General features: G+C 31.1%; 9 protein-coding genes and 1 pseudogene. 3 read left to right on the top strand and 7 right to left on the bottom strand.

Annotated features, from left to right (window positions below):
* From ebh to HMPREF3046_RS04630, 6 genes and pseudogenes are all read right to left on the bottom strand, one after another.
* The coding region (ebh, locus tag HMPREF3046_RS04605; protein WP_070716867.1) for a hyperosmolarity resistance protein Ebh at nucleotides 1–8,018 on the bottom strand (8,018 nt) is incomplete at its 3' end.
* A 407-nt stretch (nucleotides 8,019–8,425) separates the two neighbouring features.
* On the bottom strand, nucleotides 8,426–8,827 hold the full coding sequence (locus tag HMPREF3046_RS04610; RefSeq protein WP_070716870.1) for a GNAT family N-acetyltransferase: 402 nt from the start codon (nucleotides 8,825–8,827) through the stop codon (nucleotides 8,426–8,428).
* A gap of 88 nt (nucleotides 8,828–8,915) precedes the next feature.
* On the bottom strand, nucleotides 8,916–9,332 hold the full coding sequence (locus HMPREF3046_RS04615) for a DUF2871 domain-containing protein (protein WP_070716873.1): 417 nt from the start codon (nucleotides 9,330–9,332) through the stop codon (nucleotides 8,916–8,918).
* Nucleotides 9,333–9,460: 128 nt separating this feature from the next.
* On the bottom strand, nucleotides 9,461–10,072 hold the full coding sequence (locus tag HMPREF3046_RS04620) for a YcnI family protein (RefSeq protein ID WP_070716875.1): 612 nt from the start codon (nucleotides 10,070–10,072) through the stop codon (nucleotides 9,461–9,463).
* A gap of 16 nt (nucleotides 10,073–10,088) precedes the next feature.
* Nucleotides 10,089–11,336: a copper resistance CopC/CopD family protein gene (locus HMPREF3046_RS04625; protein ID WP_070716878.1), complete on the bottom strand. Its 1,248-nt coding sequence runs from the start codon at nucleotides 11,334–11,336 to the stop codon at nucleotides 10,089–10,091.
* 431 nt (nucleotides 11,337–11,767) lie between these two features.
* Nucleotides 11,768–12,106, bottom strand: a pseudogene (locus HMPREF3046_RS04630) (YhgE/Pip domain-containing protein); the annotation flags it as partial.
* 164 nt (nucleotides 12,107–12,270) lie between these two features.
* Here HMPREF3046_RS04630 and HMPREF3046_RS04635 point away from each other — a divergent pair.
* Both HMPREF3046_RS04635 and HMPREF3046_RS04640 read left to right on the top strand, forming a co-directional pair.
* Nucleotides 12,271–12,894 (top strand): TetR/AcrR family transcriptional regulator, encoded by a 624-nt coding sequence (locus HMPREF3046_RS04635; RefSeq protein WP_070716884.1) that lies wholly within the window; start codon nucleotides 12,271–12,273, stop codon nucleotides 12,892–12,894.
* Nucleotides 12,895–12,918: 24 nt separating this feature from the next.
* Nucleotides 12,919–13,860 carry a magnesium transporter CorA family protein gene (locus HMPREF3046_RS04640; protein WP_017174948.1) on the top strand — a complete coding sequence of 314 codons (942 nt, stop codon included), beginning with the start codon at nucleotides 12,919–12,921 and terminating at the stop codon, nucleotides 13,858–13,860.
* Nucleotides 13,861–13,901: 41 nt separating this feature from the next.
* On the opposite strand, the gene HMPREF3046_RS04645 is transcribed toward HMPREF3046_RS04640, so the two are convergent.
* Nucleotides 13,902–15,344 (bottom strand): sucrose-specific PTS transporter subunit IIBC, encoded by a 1,443-nt coding sequence (locus HMPREF3046_RS04645; RefSeq protein ID WP_070716887.1) that lies wholly within the window; start codon nucleotides 15,342–15,344, stop codon nucleotides 13,902–13,904.
* A 1,056-nt stretch (nucleotides 15,345–16,400) separates the two neighbouring features.
* Between HMPREF3046_RS04645 and rsp the strand changes: the two genes are divergently transcribed.
* Nucleotides 16,401–18,506, top strand: coding sequence for an AraC family transcriptional regulator Rsp (gene rsp, locus HMPREF3046_RS04650; protein ID WP_070716890.1), 2,106 nt, complete (start codon nucleotides 16,401–16,403; stop codon nucleotides 18,504–18,506).
* Nucleotides 18,507–18,528 lie beyond the last annotated feature (22 nt).

An 18,528-nucleotide genomic window follows, 5' to 3' on the forward strand; every position in this document is an offset into this window, starting at 1 on the left:
TCTGAACTAATTCGTTCTGCTTCTGCTTTTTTTGCTCTATAATTATCTGATGTTACTTGTGTCATTCCTGGCGTTGGATCTTGTTCTGCCGTTGCTTCATCAAGTTGACGTTTTGCTTCAACTAAAGCACTATTATCTGCTTTATTTTGTAGTAATGAAATTGCATGTTGAATTTTCAATGAGACATCATTAATATTATTTGTCGCATTTGCAACATCAGTATTCGTTGCTCTATCATTTGATAACACTTCATTAGCTCTTCTTCGAACTGCTTCAATTTCATCATGCAAATGCTGCATTTCATTATTATATGCACTCACACTTGATGGTGTTTTACCATTAGTGTCTCCTTGTGCGTCAAGTTTAGGTAAAGCATTTCTAATACTCGATTTATCTGCATGGGTTCTAATTGGTACATTTACAATTTCTATACTTCCATCTCTATAAGTAATACGTGTTGGTACTGTTTGTGTTGTATCACTCTGTAAATTTGTAGGTAAAATTACTCCTTCGTTTACATTAGCATGATCTTTATTATCTACATTAATTGCACTATTAAGTTCCTCATTACTAACTCTTTCCCCAGGTTCTTTGACTATCTCATGAATTACAACATCATGATGATCAGGTCCCACAACTCCAACAGTATTATGGCTAAAATTATCATCATTTCCAGCAATAGATTCTGTATTAATCAGTACATGTGGTTTTAAAGAATTAGCTTTAAATGTCACTTTACCTGTTATAGAATCAAATATCACATAATCTGGCTGATTATTAATCGACCATCGATTTTGATTATTTTTAGTTACAATTAATTCTCTAGATTGTTCTGCACTATTACCCATTTTTTCGACATAGCTAATTTTAACTTTATCTGTAGGATTTTTTGTTGTTGATGTATTAGCATTGTTTGGAATAACTTCGAACTCACCATTTTGTTTAAATGCAAATGTTGTGTTAGATGGTGTTGCTGGCTTAACTTTATAAGTTGCACTTGTAGCAGCTTCACTTGTCAATTCTCCATTCCCTGTCGTTGATTCGGTGTTAATCAATGTATCATTTGGAACTGACATTTTGTCATAAATAATTTCACTGCCATCTGGAGAAACTGATAAACCAGGCGTGTTTATAGAATCACTCGCTTTTGTCCATTTGCCTGTGTTATTTTTGACAAATGTGCCAATAACTTGACTTCCTTTTTTAACAGTAATTCTATCTGGATTTACAATTATATTTCCAACATTAGCTCCTAAATTTTTACCTACTCCTGGTGAAATGACTACATCGCCAACATCATTTTGTGTAACAGTTGCTGGATTTGGAGCTGCATTAGTCACTTTAAATATTGCTGTATCAGAAGTAAAGAATACATGGTTTTGGTTATCTAACACTTCAAATCTCGCTTCTTTTTTAAAGGCTTGAGTTGGATGTACTAAAATTGACCATTGTTCGTTATGAGAAGCTGTTGTATTTTGATTCCAAACAAGATGGAAACCATCTGTAGGTAAACCATTCGCATTTTCTAATGCTACATAATTATTAATATTTCCATTTCCTTCAAAACTTGTTCCTACGATCGTACTATACTCTGATTTTTTAAATTTATATTTATATTCATACACTTTTACTGGCACTTGATATACGTTATTAATACCGTTATACCTTACTTCAGCAGTTAAGTTTTGAACCCCAGCAATATTATTATTTGGAGCATTATTATTTTTCCAAGTCACTGTAGCCCCATTCATATAATTATCTTCAAATGTCACATAATTTGCTGCGTCATCGCCATAAGTTAACGCGTGACCGGCCACATCACGTTGTGTTGCTTTAGCAGTGGCTGGTGCATAAATGGTTACTGGAATAGAAACTGTTCTCGTTTCTCCATTATTCAATGTGACAATGGCACGTTTAGTCGTAGTACCAATTATATTTTTCCATTGATTAGCATTCTGTTCCCATTCTACTCGTATGATATCTGAATTAGATTTAATGTAAGGTCTAGGATTATTTAAATCAATGTTATCCCCTTTAACAAATTTTAATCCGCCGTCTACCGCTTCAAGCTGTTTTGTTACAGGCGAAGATGCACTTAAATCTGATTCTATTGATTCTGAACGTGTTGAATTCACAACAGAACCACTATTATTTTGTTCAGTAATGGTTAAATGATCAACCGTGATAATTGATTTAGCTTTAATATTACCAAGTGGTAATACTCCTGGAATTGTAATAGATACTGAACCATCACGATTTCTAGTCATAGTTGTATTACTAATTTCTCTACCATTTTCAGTATATAGTTTAACCTGTGCATTATTTGGAACATTATTTACTTTAATAGATTGTCCAGATAAATCAGCTTTATATTTTGTACTTAAAGTGTCGATTGAAGGCGTAGTTGGTTTCACTTTAAACAATACATTAACTGGGTCTACTTGACCGTTAGGATATATCACGTTAATTGTTTCTGTAAAAATACCTGGACTATTTGATAAAGGTTGTCCAGAACCAGGTGCCCAATCGAAGTTCGTACCCGATGGTAAATAATTTGCAATACCTTCTACAAACGCTCCTACATTAGATGACAAACCTTCATTTGAAGATAAGAAATTACCACTTATTGTTGTTTGATATACTCTTTTTGGTTTCGCTTTAACTACTCTATAGTGTGCTTCTTTTTCAATGGGTGTTGTTTCACCATCAAATAAGATGTTCGCTCTTAAAATTTGTGGGACACCTACTGTTGTAGAGTTAATATCTGGTCCATTACCAATCCAAGTCACAGTAGCATCTGTCAATGGTTGATCATTATTTATAACAAAGAAGTCATTATTATTTGTTCCTTTACCACTTGGGAATGACTGACCTTGTACTGTAAATAATTCTATTCCTCTGACATTAGGAATGACATGTTTTACTGGTACAGTAATGGATGTTCTTGAATTATCTGCATAAGTGATAGTCACTTCAACATTTGCATTATTACCTGAACGATGAATATTACTAATTTCTCTACTTCTTATTTCATTACTGCCATCTGTAACGTAATTTCTATTTGTAATTGATTTTGAAATATCTAAACTGTTAAAAATAGCTTGTCTATCTGCCTCAGATAAATTTGCATTGTTACTAATATTTGCTATACGTATTGGATGTGACTCATCAGCAATTGTCATGACACTATATTTATCTTTTAATGGTTTGATTAATACATTAAATACAGCCGTTGTTTCGTTATCACTACCATCTGTTACTTTAACCTTTACTTGTTTAGACGTTGGAGTAGATACATTAGGGGCAACACCACTTAATGTTGAATGGTTTAATACATTCATAGGTATTTGACTGTCATTAGGTACAGTAACATTTTTAATACCAAAGTTATCAGTTAATGTAAGTGTATTTCTGAAAGTTTCTCCTGAAAATACAACATGATCATTATAATCATCTAATACAATATTTGGCGTTACTTTATCAGTTGGTACAAATACGATATTAATCACATTGTCTGTTGATGACATTGATTGTCCAAGGCGTTCAATATAGCTTTTTGTACCATAAGGCGTTAAATACAATTGTTGTTTATCTATCGCACCCATAATTCCATTATCAGTACCATTTTGTTTAAGTATTTTATCTAAATGAAAACCAGCAGCACCATTCATGGCTGGAATATCACCACTGATCACTGTCGAATTGCTACTTGTATGTCTGTAGTCACTGCGTGCAACGGCAGAGTTGCTATATCCAGTATTGCTGTCAACGATGTCTAATACTTGAATAGGTTGACCATCATATGTAAATGGATGTTCTCCATCCGAATATATACTATCCCCTTTAGAATATCCTACAGGTTTAAATCCACGAGCTGAGCCTGATTCTGCTAACATTTTTTCTTGACCTTCTATATGGTTTCTTAACCCTGCATGTTTAGGCGTTGCTCTTAAAAGTGATAATACGTCATTGCCTGTTATTCTTCTTCCAGTCGTTGCATCATATCGATAAATTACTGTTTTACCATCTGGAGACCACTCAAATCCACCATCTGTGTCTCGTCCATTAAGTTTTTGACTTGTCCAAGTCACAGTATAATCATTACGTAAATTTATCCATTTTAAGAAATCCATATGATCAAATGTTGAAATGAATTGTTTTGTTAATTCACCTTTAGTAATCGTTACTCTTACACGACTTGGATGATTACTTAAAGGTTCATCGTTTTCAATTCTGATATCACTATCATTTAGATTTAATTGCGGATTAGCAGCTTTAAAGGCATTTCTAACTTGTGTAATTTCATCATTACTTAAATTTTTAGTTGTTGAACGATAAACACGTTGATTTTCTGCTAATGTATTGACATCAACTACGTTAACTTTAATTGTTAAATGTTCTGAACTATGGTTGTATGCATTTAATGCATCGACGTTATAAGTATAAACACCAGCATTTAGACGACTCATTGCTTGAGCTGATGGTATTGAACTACCATTAATAGTTGTAAACGCATTATTAGGAATATCTTGTCCATTACTTAATGAGAAATATTTCCTTAAATCAGGTCCAATTGTATACTCTTGACCTTTAGCAATCGTGATAAATGCTTCTTTTGTATTTGAACTACCTGGTTCAGTATATATTGATTTACGTTGAGGTCTATATGTAATCACTTGAGCCGGATCAATTATACGAGTCGAACCATCTTTAAATGTCAAGACTACTCTACCATCATTATCAACCATGTACGGATTAAATGTACTTAAAAATGATGTCAAACTACTATTTTTAGCTTTAAGCGAGTTAATGATATCATTTCTTTCACTTTGCGAAATACTATTAGGATTAACCACTGTTTTCAATTCTTGCTGACTAAATAACTGAACTGGTTTATCATCTGATAACTTTCCAATATGAAGATGATATGGGCTTACATTGGTAGTATTGCCTGCTCTATCATGAGCAACGGGTTGAACAAGTATATCTCTATTCCACGTCACATCATTCGAAATTGTTCCTGTAATCACTAAAGTACCTGCGTCTCCAGAAGCATCTCTATTGAATACTGCTTGTAAACCACTATTTCCAGTGATAGATGCATCTTCCACGCCTGAACCATATGCATTATCAGAAACAGGAATTGAAATATTAACGTTATCTCCACGATAGTATTTATCTTGAAGACCTCTTACGTTACTAAATGTTGGCGGTGTAGTATCTAATCCTACATTAATCGAATTACTAAAGTTGGATTGTACTGAATCTTCATAGTATGTAATTGCTCTAATAACCCCATTATTAGGTAAAGGATTAGTATAATCACTTTCTTCAAATGTCACCGTACCATCTAAGTTTGCCATCTTTTCCGCGAGTACTGTATAGCCTGAAGGTGCTGTGCCAGGACCTGCGCCGTCTATACCACCTGAAACTAAACGTACTTTTGCTCTCTCATCTTGTGGCACATGTGTCACTGTAATAGTTGGTTTCTTACCTCCTTTTTGTCCTAATTGCGCTGCAAGTGTTGAAATAACTGGTGGATTGGGTTTGGCAATGACTTCAAAGATTTTAGTTTCATTACCGATTCTCGCTGTCATCACATGGCGTCCTGGCGGTAATTGACCAACTAATACTTTATTTTTCTCAAGTTCTGTATTGGGTCTATCTACTGCATCTTCAATTTGTAGAGATGGTGGATATCCAGAGATTTCCCATACATTTGCAGACTCGTTACTTTTAAATTGAATTCGAATATTTTGATGATAATCTTTATTATTACCATTAGTCACTGTATTAAGCATTTGACCTTCTTGTTGTAAAAAGACAGCATGATGTGCAGCTTGTGATTCAGGTGAATTTTCTTTATTATCGGTTGCATTATCTGAATAGAATCCAATGGATTGTTCTAACTTTGGTTTGACAAATAAATTTACTTTTTTGATTGTTTCACCATTATGATATGCATCACTTACATTAAACCCAACAAAAATTTCAATTGGTCTTCCCGTTCTCGCAGCCTCTTTTAATTTTTCTTCAGAAAACATTTCATGAATTTCATAAGAGTTAAGCGGATTTACACCAAAATTACCTCTATAACGATCAGTAGGTACTCTAGGAAATAAACCCATTACATGATCACTAGGGTTACTTAGATAACTTGAAACATCTTCAGCATATTCGTGTGTAGCGAAATCGCCATCTAAGTAATGTTTTTTCATTATTCTGCGCTCTGGCACATCATAAGCTGATTCAACATGGTCAATATGCAGTACGCGATCGATAACATCTACAATTTTAGTTTTACGATCATTATACTGTTCTAGTGGCTCTAAATATAATTGGTTATAATTATTGATTTCATTAAATTCAATCCCTCTACCACCTGCTGCATAATATAATCTATCTTGTGAGCTACCAGACGTTTTAAATTGAATGGTATAACTATCTGTTCCTCTAGCTTGAAATGCATAGATATGATCAATACCTTGATTATGATCTACTTGCCCAGTTAAATAACGATAAATATCGTCTCCAGCTACTTTAATTTTATTTGGAACACCTTCTCTTTCAAAGAATGTAAATGGTTGATTTTCATTACCACGTGCAAAATCCCCTAAATTATAAATATGATTAACTGAATCGTTATAGAACTCACTTCTATTCAAAGGATTTCCTTGTCTGAAATTATATGCACTAGAAGTAATACCACCAGCAGAATCCCACATTCTTGATAATGCTTGATCTCTACCGTCTCCAGTACCAGATGATGATGTTTCATGACCATTTACATCTGTGGCAGTAAAACGTACTGGCCCCGTTGGCGTTTGACCTTTAGGTAAACCAAACCAAAATACCATGCCATTACGTTTAATATGATACTTATTGAAACTAATCGTCCATAAATATCCATCATTTTGTCTAATTGATGAAATTTCTGCAATACCTCCAACACTAGATGGACTCATATTTCGATAATGAGAACGTGTAGCGTAATATGGTGCACTTTTATTCGTTGCATGTAAAAACGTTCCTGACCAATAACCGGAACCATCATTTTCATTTTCTACATACCATTCTTTTTTAGCATTATTATACAAATCTGAATTCTTTTTTACTTTTGAGCCAGGTTTTGGTCTAGAGTTATGAACTACTGGCGGTGTATAAGTATTAGCAGTATTGCTAGGGGGTCTCGTCCCACCTTGTCCACGTACAGGACGTCTACTTGATCTTACGGAACGTGCTTCTCTATTTGCTCTTGTACTAATAGTTCTTACTTGTCGTTGTGGCAGTGATTCAATTAATGCATTAGCTTGCTCTAGTTCCTTATACAATTCATTAATTAATGTTTGATTTGAATTATTATTTTCACTAAAGAAATTATTCACTTTATTGAACGTCGCTTTAATTTGAGCAACTTTTGTAGTGTCAGCTTGTTCTCTATCAATTTTTCGATATTCCTCGTAAGAATGGTCATACGCTGCTTGAAGTTTATCACCATCAATTGTTGTTGAAGTCGAAGATACTAGGGTATCATCTGATGCTTCTCTATCTTCGTAACGAGTACGGTTGTCACGAGGACTATGCCCTTCATTCACTTCAACTAGACTATTATCATCTAATTTATTTTTTTGAGGTTGAACTTCATTGTTTTCTTTTAAATCTGTTGTTGTGTGAGATGTATCTTTGTTTTCATTTTGAGATGAAAATGATGTTAAACCATTTGTTAATGTATCTGCCGTCTGAACTTTATTTAAAGTTTCATTGTTTGCTTTTTGACTCTCAGATGCAGGTGAAGCTTTAGGTTCTGTGTTAGATTGAACTTGCTTATTACTTGTCTCATTTGAAGTTTGTTCTTGGCCTCTAGCTTTTGCTTGAATCACTTGCCCATCTTTTTGTAATTGTTCACTGGCGTGTGCTTGAGGTGAACCTAAGAAAATTAATGTCGCAATAACAGTTGAAAAAGCACCGACTGTATATTTGCGGATACTAAACTTCTGTAATTTTTCTCGATAATTCACAGTGATTATTCACTCCTATTCTTGATGTTTATTCTTAGCTGTATAGGTGCAAATGATGAAACATTTTTATTTAAAAACTATATTACGACTCAATGTTTCACATTCATTTACTATATTGTACTGAACAATAGGTGTATTTGTTCATTTATATATTATCATCATTCATTTTATATGTGTATATTATTTTATGAATATTTTATTAAATAATTTATTTAACTTATATACTAGACGCACTTCAAATAATTATTTCAGAATTTATTTAGCTTATTAGAAATTAAAAATTTACTTATCTTTTTTAATCTAGAAGCCATCACCTAGAGATTTTTATTTGGAATATTTACGTAAAGGGTAATCTAGACATAAAATAACGAACTTAAAAGAAATTTAATTTAATCTCATCTCTTTTTTTAATATTTTTTAAACATTCCACCAGATTTTGGTTCGGTAGATTGAAATCCAAACTTCTTATATAATTGATCAGCTGGATAATCTGCAATCAGACTGACATATGTCCCTTTTTCTGCATGATTTTCAATAAATGCCATCACTTGTTTTAAGATTTCTTTCCCAAAACCTTGTCCTTGATAATATGGATGGACAGCAATATCTATAATCTGAAATGCAGTTCCTCCATCCCCAATCACTCTACCCATCCCAATCAATGTTGATTCTTCATAAATAGTAATATTAAAGCATGCATGAGGTAGTCCTTTTTGTGCTGCTGCTTCTGATTTAGGACTCATACCTGCTTTTGCTCTTAATTCACAATAATCTTTAACATTTGGTGGATAATTTGAATAATGAATCATTAAGACGTCCTCCTCTTTTAGTCTCTTTATTCTTAATTATAAAAAAAGACACAATAGGTTTGAATCTATTGTGTCTCAAATTATTATTTTAATCTCTCGATTCTTTTAAAATGGCTTGTCTTAATAAAAAGAAAAGTAATAATAATCCAGCAAGCATTCCTGTATGACCGATACCTGCAAATCCAGCAAATGCTTCTGGTGAAAAACTTTTTCCAGTGACTTGGTAAGTGCCTTTTGTTAGCATCATTCCTACAGTAATAATGACACCAATATTGTATACAATGAAGAACCAATTAAATAAATAATAACTACTTAACTTAAATACTTTTTCAAGCGGAAGTAAAATTAAAAACATAAACATACCTAATATTAACGTATGTGTGTGAACAAGCGCTAGTTGCGTATCGCCCGTAAAATCATGTGCTTTCGTTAACTCTCTGTAGTAAAATCCACTTACAAGTCCAATAATCATATAGAATAAAAAAGCGTATAATAATCTGCGCATAAAAATCCTCCCTTACTTCAATTATTATAATCGATTATTTTCATCTTTAAAGTGACAAAATTTTGTAATCAAGTCAGGTTATAAAAAATGACCACTAGCAAGCACTAGAAGTCACTTTATTATATGTCTTATTTATTTCTTGCATGTTTAAATAATGCAACTAAAGATAAAATAATGGCAACAAGTGAAATAATCCATAATGCGATAGAACCACCTGAAGATGATTGACTTTTTTCATCTTTTTTAGTGTTGTCTCCTTTAACAGTTACAGCATTTGCATTTTTTTCCACTTCCAATGTTGGTGCAGGATGTTCACTATTCGCTTTGCCTGACCATTTTACTTTATCTTTATTATCGTATGTCTGCACAGCTTTAAATGAATATGTACCTTCCTCTTTAGGACTTGCTACAAGAAGTGGAAATTCGATAAATTCATTAGGGCCAATGCCTTTACCTTTCGCTTTCCATGTGATTTTTGTAATATTACCTTTTTTATCTTTATCTAAACTATATTTATATCCTTCAACGGGTTGAATATTTGACACTTGTACTTCTTTTGGAATATCTAATTCGACTTTTTCAGTATGATCTTTCTGTTCAACAGGCACTCGAACATCCACTTTTTCATAAGATCCAGGTTCAACTACTTTTGGATTTATCGTCACATGTGCATCAGCATATTTAAATAAGCCTAATGAAAAGAAGAACACTAAACCTGAAGCAACTAATTTTTTAAACATATTTTACAATCTCCTTTTATGGAATATTAATTTGACTCATAATAACACCAACAAGTATTAAAATAATACCAATAGATACTTCGATAATTAAAGAGACTTTATTAATTCTATAACGTTTGTTTAAGGCGCGCGTTGTTTGCATAAAGCCTAAAGCCATCATAATTAATGTTCCTACGATTTTAATTATTAATAATATTGTCCATGTTTGCATATTAGACCATATTGATAAAATTTTAGTTTCATCTATCGACATTAATATACCAGTAATTATGATAACTGCAACAGCAGCTCCATTCACTTTAAATAAGATTTCGCGTAATAAATCAACTGCATCTCGTTTTTTAGTGAATACTGAAGAAAACAAATAAATTAATGCGCCTAGCCATGAACTGATACCAGCTAAGTGTAATGTTCTAAGTATAATTGACCAAACAGGAACACTTTGAGACCAAGCATGTCCTGACATACTTAAAGCTAAAATCATAATAATCGAAATAGCCCAATACCATGTTCGTTCCATATTTCTTAATACAAACAATCCACTTAGAATAATTAAAGCAATTGCGCTCAGTATATATGGAAATTGAATTAAGACACTTGGATTAAATGTTAAAACTGAATCCAAAATATCAGATGATAGAGTCATCAGATAGAGTACAAGTGACATAATATATGCCATCATCATGATTAATGATACAGCGATATGTCTAGGGAAAATATCAAATGTTGATAAATTATTTCTACGTGCAATACCGTTTAACCAATACAAACCAACTAAAATAATTGTTGCGCCTTCAGCGATATATCTAAACACACCAAACCAAAATGCAGGCGTTTCATATGCAACAGGAGTAGTATCTACACCATTTGCTGTTTTTTTACCAACTGAAAATTCAAATTGATCACTAATTTCATGACCATCAGCAGATACAGTGTGCCATTTAATTTGTTGTGTACCTTCTTTTAATTGATCGCCTGAGAAAGATAAAGTATCTGAATGTCCTGATGTACTTGGTTTAATATCAGCAATTTTCTTTCCTTTATCATTATATATCGTTATCCCTGAATATTCGGCGTTTACGGGTTCATTAAATGTTAATTTGATTGTATCTGGTTGTTTTGATACGATACCGTTTTGTGCTGGGATTGTTTTTTCTAAAGTAGCGTGAGCAGAAGCTATTTTTGTCATACTCGGCACGAATAAAAATAGGAACATCATCAATAACGCTATAGCTACCTTAGAACTTCGCTTTAAAATGACCATTGACGTCCTCCTATAAAAAATACTCATTTAACAATAATAAAGTAATATAACTTATTTAACAATAATTATTATCATATGTCATCGTTTATATAAATTTAAAGCGAGCTAAATAAGAAGCCTCATCTCTTATAGCTCGCTTTAATATCAAATTATTTTATTCTTCTACTAACGCTTGTGTGTCCAAGGTTAACTCATTCCTTAAAACATATGCAATAAACATTGCTAATAGTGAACAAATTGTTTTAGCGATTAATAATGACCATACAGCCCCTATTAAACCAAACAACGCATTTAATACAAATAGTATCAGAATAGTATTTCATTTTATTTGCTAACACACTAATCCAATATTAATAATTATATTCCATTTTTGCATATCTCATTTAGTTAGATATCTAAATAATATAATACACCTTTTTTCAAATAAACAACTGCGTTTTATTCATTGCATTTTTTGAAAAATCTTTATTAAAAATAGCTGCTCCGTAATAATTATTATCATTAAGCCCTTTTTTAATATCTGATTCTTTATCTACTTTAATCCATTTAACAGTATCAGAATCACTATCCATTAATTTATCTTCAATTGTTTTACCAATATTTACTTTATTACCTTGGATATCTATACCTTTGTCATTATTTACCACTGCAATCGGTATTTGTTTTGGTTTTGGGTTGAATGCAGGATAAAATGCTAAAAAGAATATCACTAATACTAAAATAGTTGCAATTGGTTCTAACCATAGTAATTTACTTTTAAAAATATTCATTTCTACTTACTTCCCTGTATTTATTGAACAATGTGTTGAATATTTAATACGTTGTAAATTATAATGAGGTTATCACTTCAATACAATAATCAATAATGATCATATCGTTAATTAATGAACATTATGACTAGCATTGTTAATTAATTATAAAGGATTGATGCAGAATGAAAGAAGATCGTAGAGTTCGTAAGACGAGGTCAGCAATTAAGTCTTCATTTATCGAATTATTAAATGAAAAAAAATTAGAAAAAATTACGATTCAAGATATTGCAGATCGTGCAGATATTAATAGAGGTACATTTTATTTACATTATGAAGATAAATATTTATTATTATCAGATATGGAAGATGAATTTATTTCTCAAATGACATTCTTAAATCATCTTCATAATATTATGGAAAAAGATCCGGAAGATACTGCTAAAAATTTTATTAATATTATTTTAAAAAATATGCTTCAACATATTTCAGATAATATTACTTTTTATCAAACGATTTTACAATTAAATATGAAATCAAAACTTGAAGAAAAAATTTATTCCTTAATCGGAGAAAATATGCAAAAATATATTAGTACAAATCACGAGATTGAAGGTATACCAGAAAAATATTTTCATAGTTATGTTGCTGGCGCAACAATATCTACTATTAAATTTTGGGTAAATGATCCACAACGTCTTTCAGTTGAAGATTTAACCAATCATATTTTTAAAATTATTTATAATGGACCTTTAAGAATCATGATTCAGCATCAATATAAAACTTTAAATATTGACACAGCTAAATAAAGACTTAGAAAGGAACTATCGATTATGTTGACTGCATATAAACACTCAACTACTAACGAGATAGTTGAAACAAATATAAACCAATCTGCATCATGGATAAATGTTGTCGAACCTGATAGAGAGGAAATTGAGCATTTAATTGAACAATACAATCTGCCAGAAGATTTTATTCGCGACCCTCTTGATGCAGATGAAAGTGCACGTATTGAATATGACGAAGATACTGGCTATTCTCTTATTATTGTCGACTTGCCTATTGTAAGTTCTACGAATCGCCATGTTCTCTCATTTGTTACCATTCCTCTAGGTATTGTAATTGGAAATGGTGTGATTTTTACAATTTGTGATGCTGAAAATGAATTTCTTGAAAATTATTCAAGACAAGATAACGTCAATTTAAAATTTCATAGTCGCTTTGCTTTAGATATTTTACTTACGATTTCAAATCACTATAATAGAAATTTACGTCTTTTAAATAAATCAAGAATCCGTATTGAAAGAGATTTGAAAAATAGTATTACAAATAAACAACTTTATCGTTTAATGGAAGTAGAAAAAAGTTTGGTTTACTTTTTAGCAGCTTTAAAAGGGAATGATACAATTATTAAAAAATTATTCCGTTTGCCTGCAATTAAACGTTTTGAAGAAGATGAGGATTTATTAGAAGACTTAGTCATTGAAAATAATCAAGCGATTGAAACAACTGAATTATACACAGGTATTTTAGAAAGTATCACGTCATCGTATTCTTCATTACTTTCAAATGAAATGAACAATATTATGAAGACATTAACGCTTTTTACGGTATTACTTACACTACCTACACTTGTCTTTAGTTTCTTTGGTATGAACGTTCCATTACCTATTGATGATAAGAGTTACGTTTCGTGGCTTGTTATCGTAGGAATCTCTTTGATATTAGTCACTATTGTAAGTATTTTCTTATGGCGTAAGCAAAAACTTTAATAAAAAAGTAACCCTTGCAATGTATCGCAAGGGTTACTTTTTTATTCTGCTGCCGCTTTGTAAGATTTTCTTCGTGATAAAACTAAAGTGACAATCACCGCAATTATAAACGCAATAAACATACCTATGAAATAATGTAGCCAACCAGCATGAGCTGGATTAATTGAAATAAATCCAGGTAATCCTGCAGTACCTAAAGCAATGGCTTTAACTTTGAAAAATGAAATGTAGGCTGAGCCTATAGCTGAACCTGTTATTGCACCAATAAACGGATATCTTAATTTTAAGTTAACTCCAAATAAAGCGGGTTCAGTAATACCTAAAAGTGCTGAGATACCAGCTGCTGAAGCTACACCTTTAAGTTTCTTATTGTTTTTAATAATCAAGAAAGCGGCAAGCGCTGCCCCACCTTGTGCTACATTTGACATTGTAGCAATTGGAAAAATAAATGATCCACCTGTTTTTGCTTGATCTGCAATTAAAGTCGTTTCTACTGCAATAAAACTATGGTGCATACCAGTAATCACAATTGGAGCATAAAATAATCCAAAGATAAACCCACCAATGGCACCTCCAAATTCATATAACCACGTTAAACCATCTGATAACCAATAACCAAGCTGTCTAGTGATAGGTCCTACAAATAAGAAAGTTAAAAATGCTGTACTCAATATTGCAAGTAAAGGCGTTAACAAATTATCCAATACAGTAGGAATGATTTTACGTAATCCTTTTTCAATAGTTGCTAAGATATAGGCTGCCACAAGCATAGGTAACACTTGTCCCTGATATCCAACTTGATTAATATGTAATCCAAATAAATCCCAATGTGGAATAGCCTTACCCGCTTCAACTGCTTTAGGAAAATCATATGCACTCATTAATGAAGGATGCACTAAAATCATTCCTAACGCTGCACCTAAAAATGGATTGCCGCCGAATCGTTTCGCTGCACTAAAGCCAATTAAAATAGGTAATAGTGTGAACGGTGCATTAGCAAAAACATTAATCATATCTGCTAATCCAGCGAATTGACTATGAACATCTATAAATGATTTATGATGATAGAATAAATCTGGCGCTGTAAGTAGATTATTAATACCCATTAATAATCCACCCGCAACGATGGCTGGTATAATTGGAACGAATATATCTGACAGCATCTTAACAAAACGCTGTAAAGGATCCATATGCTTCGATGATTTGTCTTTTACATCAGCAGTTGTTGAGGGCTCTTTTCCCGTTATTTTTTCTAACTCTGCAAATACTTTATTGACTGTTCCTGAGCCGATAATAATTTGATATTGTCCTCCTGTAGAAAAAGTTCCTTTAACTACATCCATTTCAGATAACTTTTTTTCATCTATAATACTTTCATCTTTTAATACAAGTCTTAATCTTGTGGCACAATGGGCCATAGCATCTAAGTTATCTTCTCCACCTATCGCTTCTAATATATCTTCAGCCGATTTCTTATAACTCATTCTACTAACCTCCTATATATGAAACCCACTTTAACATTCATCATATAATTGTAATCGATTTCAAAAAACAAAACAATATATTTTTAATTTTTTATATAATTCATTTTAACTTATATTTTAATTTAATAAAAAGATGGACGTAAAATAAAATTCAATGTCTCACTTCCACAACTCAACCCCATTTTGTGTTGAATATTAGTTTCTTTATAAACATCTTTGTACTAGAGCGCCTCTACTAGAGTTAAAAACTTGATATCATATATTTCGCTTTAATAACTACTTGCTAATACATTAAAAAAATCCTGGGACAATTTATTATCCCAGGATTTTTTTAATACTAATTCTGACATTCTTAACTTTGAATATATTTCGTGATGTTTAATTAAGTAAAAGTATATTTAGATGTTATGATGTCAAACTGTTACACATTAAATAGAAATTTTGGGGAGTTATAATGATTCTAAATATAATAGTTAGCTACTGTTAATACCTTTTATATTTGTATGCATCTTCTATTCTAAGTTGTTTATTCTACGAAATGATGTTCGTTTTTTCTATTTAAATCACCGTAACCGTTAATTTCATTAAACTATTGTATATCTGTCGCTAATGCTCTAAGATGTGGTTTCTTGATATACATTTAAAAGGTGATTTTAAATATATGGGGCTTACATCAAATATATAAGTAAATCTATTCTTGATGCTATATATTCAAATGATGTTGTATCGTGATGTGTGTACAGAATTAGTCATTTTTAATTTCAAGTGAATCATTATTTAATAGCTTATATCTCTTCACTTAAAATCTGTATTTATTATGCATTTAAATTCGTTTCATTGACCTACTAAAAATTTTCAATAGTCTCATGCGACATTCTTAAAAAAATAATAATATTGTGTATCTACAAAAATATTAGCGCTTTCATTTAAAAATAACTGAAATTTTTTTATTTTTAACTATTAATATCTCTTTCATTTTCATATATAATAACTTTTATTATTCAAACAGACCTAAATCCCCGCACACAATACTATACAAGATGAGGAGACTTATTTATGAGCAGTACTCTTTTTTTACATGAAAATATTACTTCTATGCCTAGAAGAAACATCAATCATGTTCTTATATTTTTTTCTTTAACTAATGAATTAGAAATGACAATCAATGGAAAATATCATCAATTATCAAATCATATTGCAATCATTAATCAAGGTGATTTATATCAAATTAATAAAGGAAGAAATCTGATTGAGCTCAAAATACCAATGGCTTACTTTTATCTTGAAGATGCTACTTTTTTTAATTGTCACTTTGATGCACATCTCTTGCAATCAAGTCATTTTGTCAAATCAATCATTTTAAATAATATAGAACATATGTACAATACGTCTCATCACGATGATAAAGTCATTCCAAAAATTATACAAACATTTTATAAAGAAGCAGTTATTAGACATCCTCATATATATATTCCAAAGATTCCTGTTGAACAACATATCTTAACTAATATGCTTACATTCATTCATGATCACATTACTTCCAATATTTCTCTACAAGATATTGCAGCACATGCACTTATTTCTGAGTCATATTGTTCAAATTTATTTGTACGTATATTGAATATTAATTTTAAAGATTATTATACAAGTTTGAAAATTAACCATGCTATTAAGTTACTCATTTGTACGAATGACTCTATTACAAGTATTTCTGAACAATCTGGTTTTAGTAGTCATACCAATTTTACTAATCAATTTAAAAATTATCTTAATTTAAGTCCAAAACAATTTCGTTCTCAACTGAATCATTCGGATTCCATATCTGCGATACGATTGAAGAGTGACATTGAACATAAGCATTTTGAATTAATCTCTCAATTTGAAACAACTGAACAATTATCTACCGAAACGACTATCATTGATCTTGAGCAATTAGAAGCCCTTCAACATACTCAGTCTTCAAAGGCATTTATTCATTTTAAAAATATTAATGGATTATTCCAGTTTGTTTTTAATGATCATTATGATATCGATTTATCTTATTTACCTAAACCAGTCATTTTGATTAATGATATGAGTGATATGAATCAACATTCAATTAACGGAAACTTACTCAATCGCTGCTTCGAAAAATCATTTGAAAAACATATCAGTTTAGCTGTCATTATCAAAAATAAATCTGAGTTCGCTACTTTTTACGCTTTAATTATGACATTTCTAGAAAATAATCAAGATTATAAATGGAATAAAAAAAGTGTACGATTTATGCTAGTATTTGATACCAAGTCAATGACTATTCAAGATATCCATCTATCATATTTAAAACTTAGAAACAAAAATCGTTCGATTAAATATGGTGTTTTAGTGGAAGGATTATTACATCAGTACGAAAAGTTACAAGAGGTCTATGATACAATGAAGCGCCTTAATTTTGATTATTATTTTGTTGACATTGAAAATATTGATACGAAAAATACATTAATTGAATACCAACGTGGATTTACTCATGCAAATACTCACTTCGAAAACTACGTTCATTTTATAAAGAATTCTAATATACCTTCGACTCAATTTGTCTATAGTAGCTTATCATTACGTTGCTTTAAGTATACAAATGACGGTAGACATCCACTTCAACTAGCAGATTTAGTTTGTCATTTAACGGCACTATTAAAATATGGAGGTGGTATTTGTTATCACCTTTTTGAAGATGATCCGATGTTTATTGCATTATTTAATCGACATGGGAGTTTACTTCCAATTATGCATCTTTATCAATTTATTGCAGCATTTATCGATGTACCTATCCATATTTCAAATAATTATTTAATGAGTCAAAAGGATGGAAATTATCACTTTATCTTATTTAATAAAATTAATGATCGCTACTTATCTGACAGTAAACAACATTATCAAATACTAAATAAATTAAATGAAAACAGCTTAATCATCGCAAATACATTAAATAAAGAACATGGGACAATCCATCAATTGATGTCTCAAGATAATTCACCCGTATATATTGAAAAAAGTATTATTCATCAATTAGATAGATGCAATCAACCTAAAACAGAACTATTTATACAAGAAAAAAACAATCAACCCTTTAACATTACATTGCACCATGATGAAGTGAAGTATATTTATATTAAATCTGTTTAAATTAGTACATTAAAGTTTAAAT

It is taken from the genome of Staphylococcus sp. HMSC070D05 (genome assembly GCF_001815595.1).
Taxonomy (GTDB): domain Bacteria; phylum Bacillota; class Bacilli; order Staphylococcales; family Staphylococcaceae; genus Staphylococcus; species Staphylococcus hominis.

What these genes read in the sequence shown, in the direction of transcription:
- HMPREF3046_RS04610 (WP_070716870.1), bottom strand. Translation starts at nt 8,827, where the DNA reads ATGATTCATTATTCAAATTATCCACCAAATGTTAAAGATTATTGTGAA.
- HMPREF3046_RS04615 (WP_070716873.1), bottom strand. Translation starts at nt 9,332, where the DNA reads ATGCGCAGATTATTATACGCTTTTTTATTCTATATGATTATTGGACTT.
- HMPREF3046_RS04620 (WP_070716875.1), bottom strand. Translation starts at nt 10,072, where the DNA reads ATGTTTAAAAAATTAGTTGCTTCAGGTTTAGTGTTCTTCTTTTCATTA.
- HMPREF3046_RS04625 (WP_070716878.1), bottom strand. Translation starts at nt 11,336, where the DNA reads ATGGTCATTTTAAAGCGAAGTTCTAAGGTAGCTATAGCGTTATTGATG.
- HMPREF3046_RS04635 (WP_070716884.1), top strand. Translation starts at nt 12,271, where the DNA reads ATGAAAGAAGATCGTAGAGTTCGTAAGACGAGGTCAGCAATTAAGTCT.
- HMPREF3046_RS04640 (WP_017174948.1), top strand. Translation starts at nt 12,919, where the DNA reads ATGTTGACTGCATATAAACACTCAACTACTAACGAGATAGTTGAAACA.
- HMPREF3046_RS04645 (WP_070716887.1), bottom strand. Translation starts at nt 15,344, where the DNA reads ATGAGTTATAAGAAATCGGCTGAAGATATATTAGAAGCGATAGGTGGA.
- rsp (WP_070716890.1), top strand. Translation starts at nt 16,401, where the DNA reads ATGAGCAGTACTCTTTTTTTACATGAAAATATTACTTCTATGCCTAGA.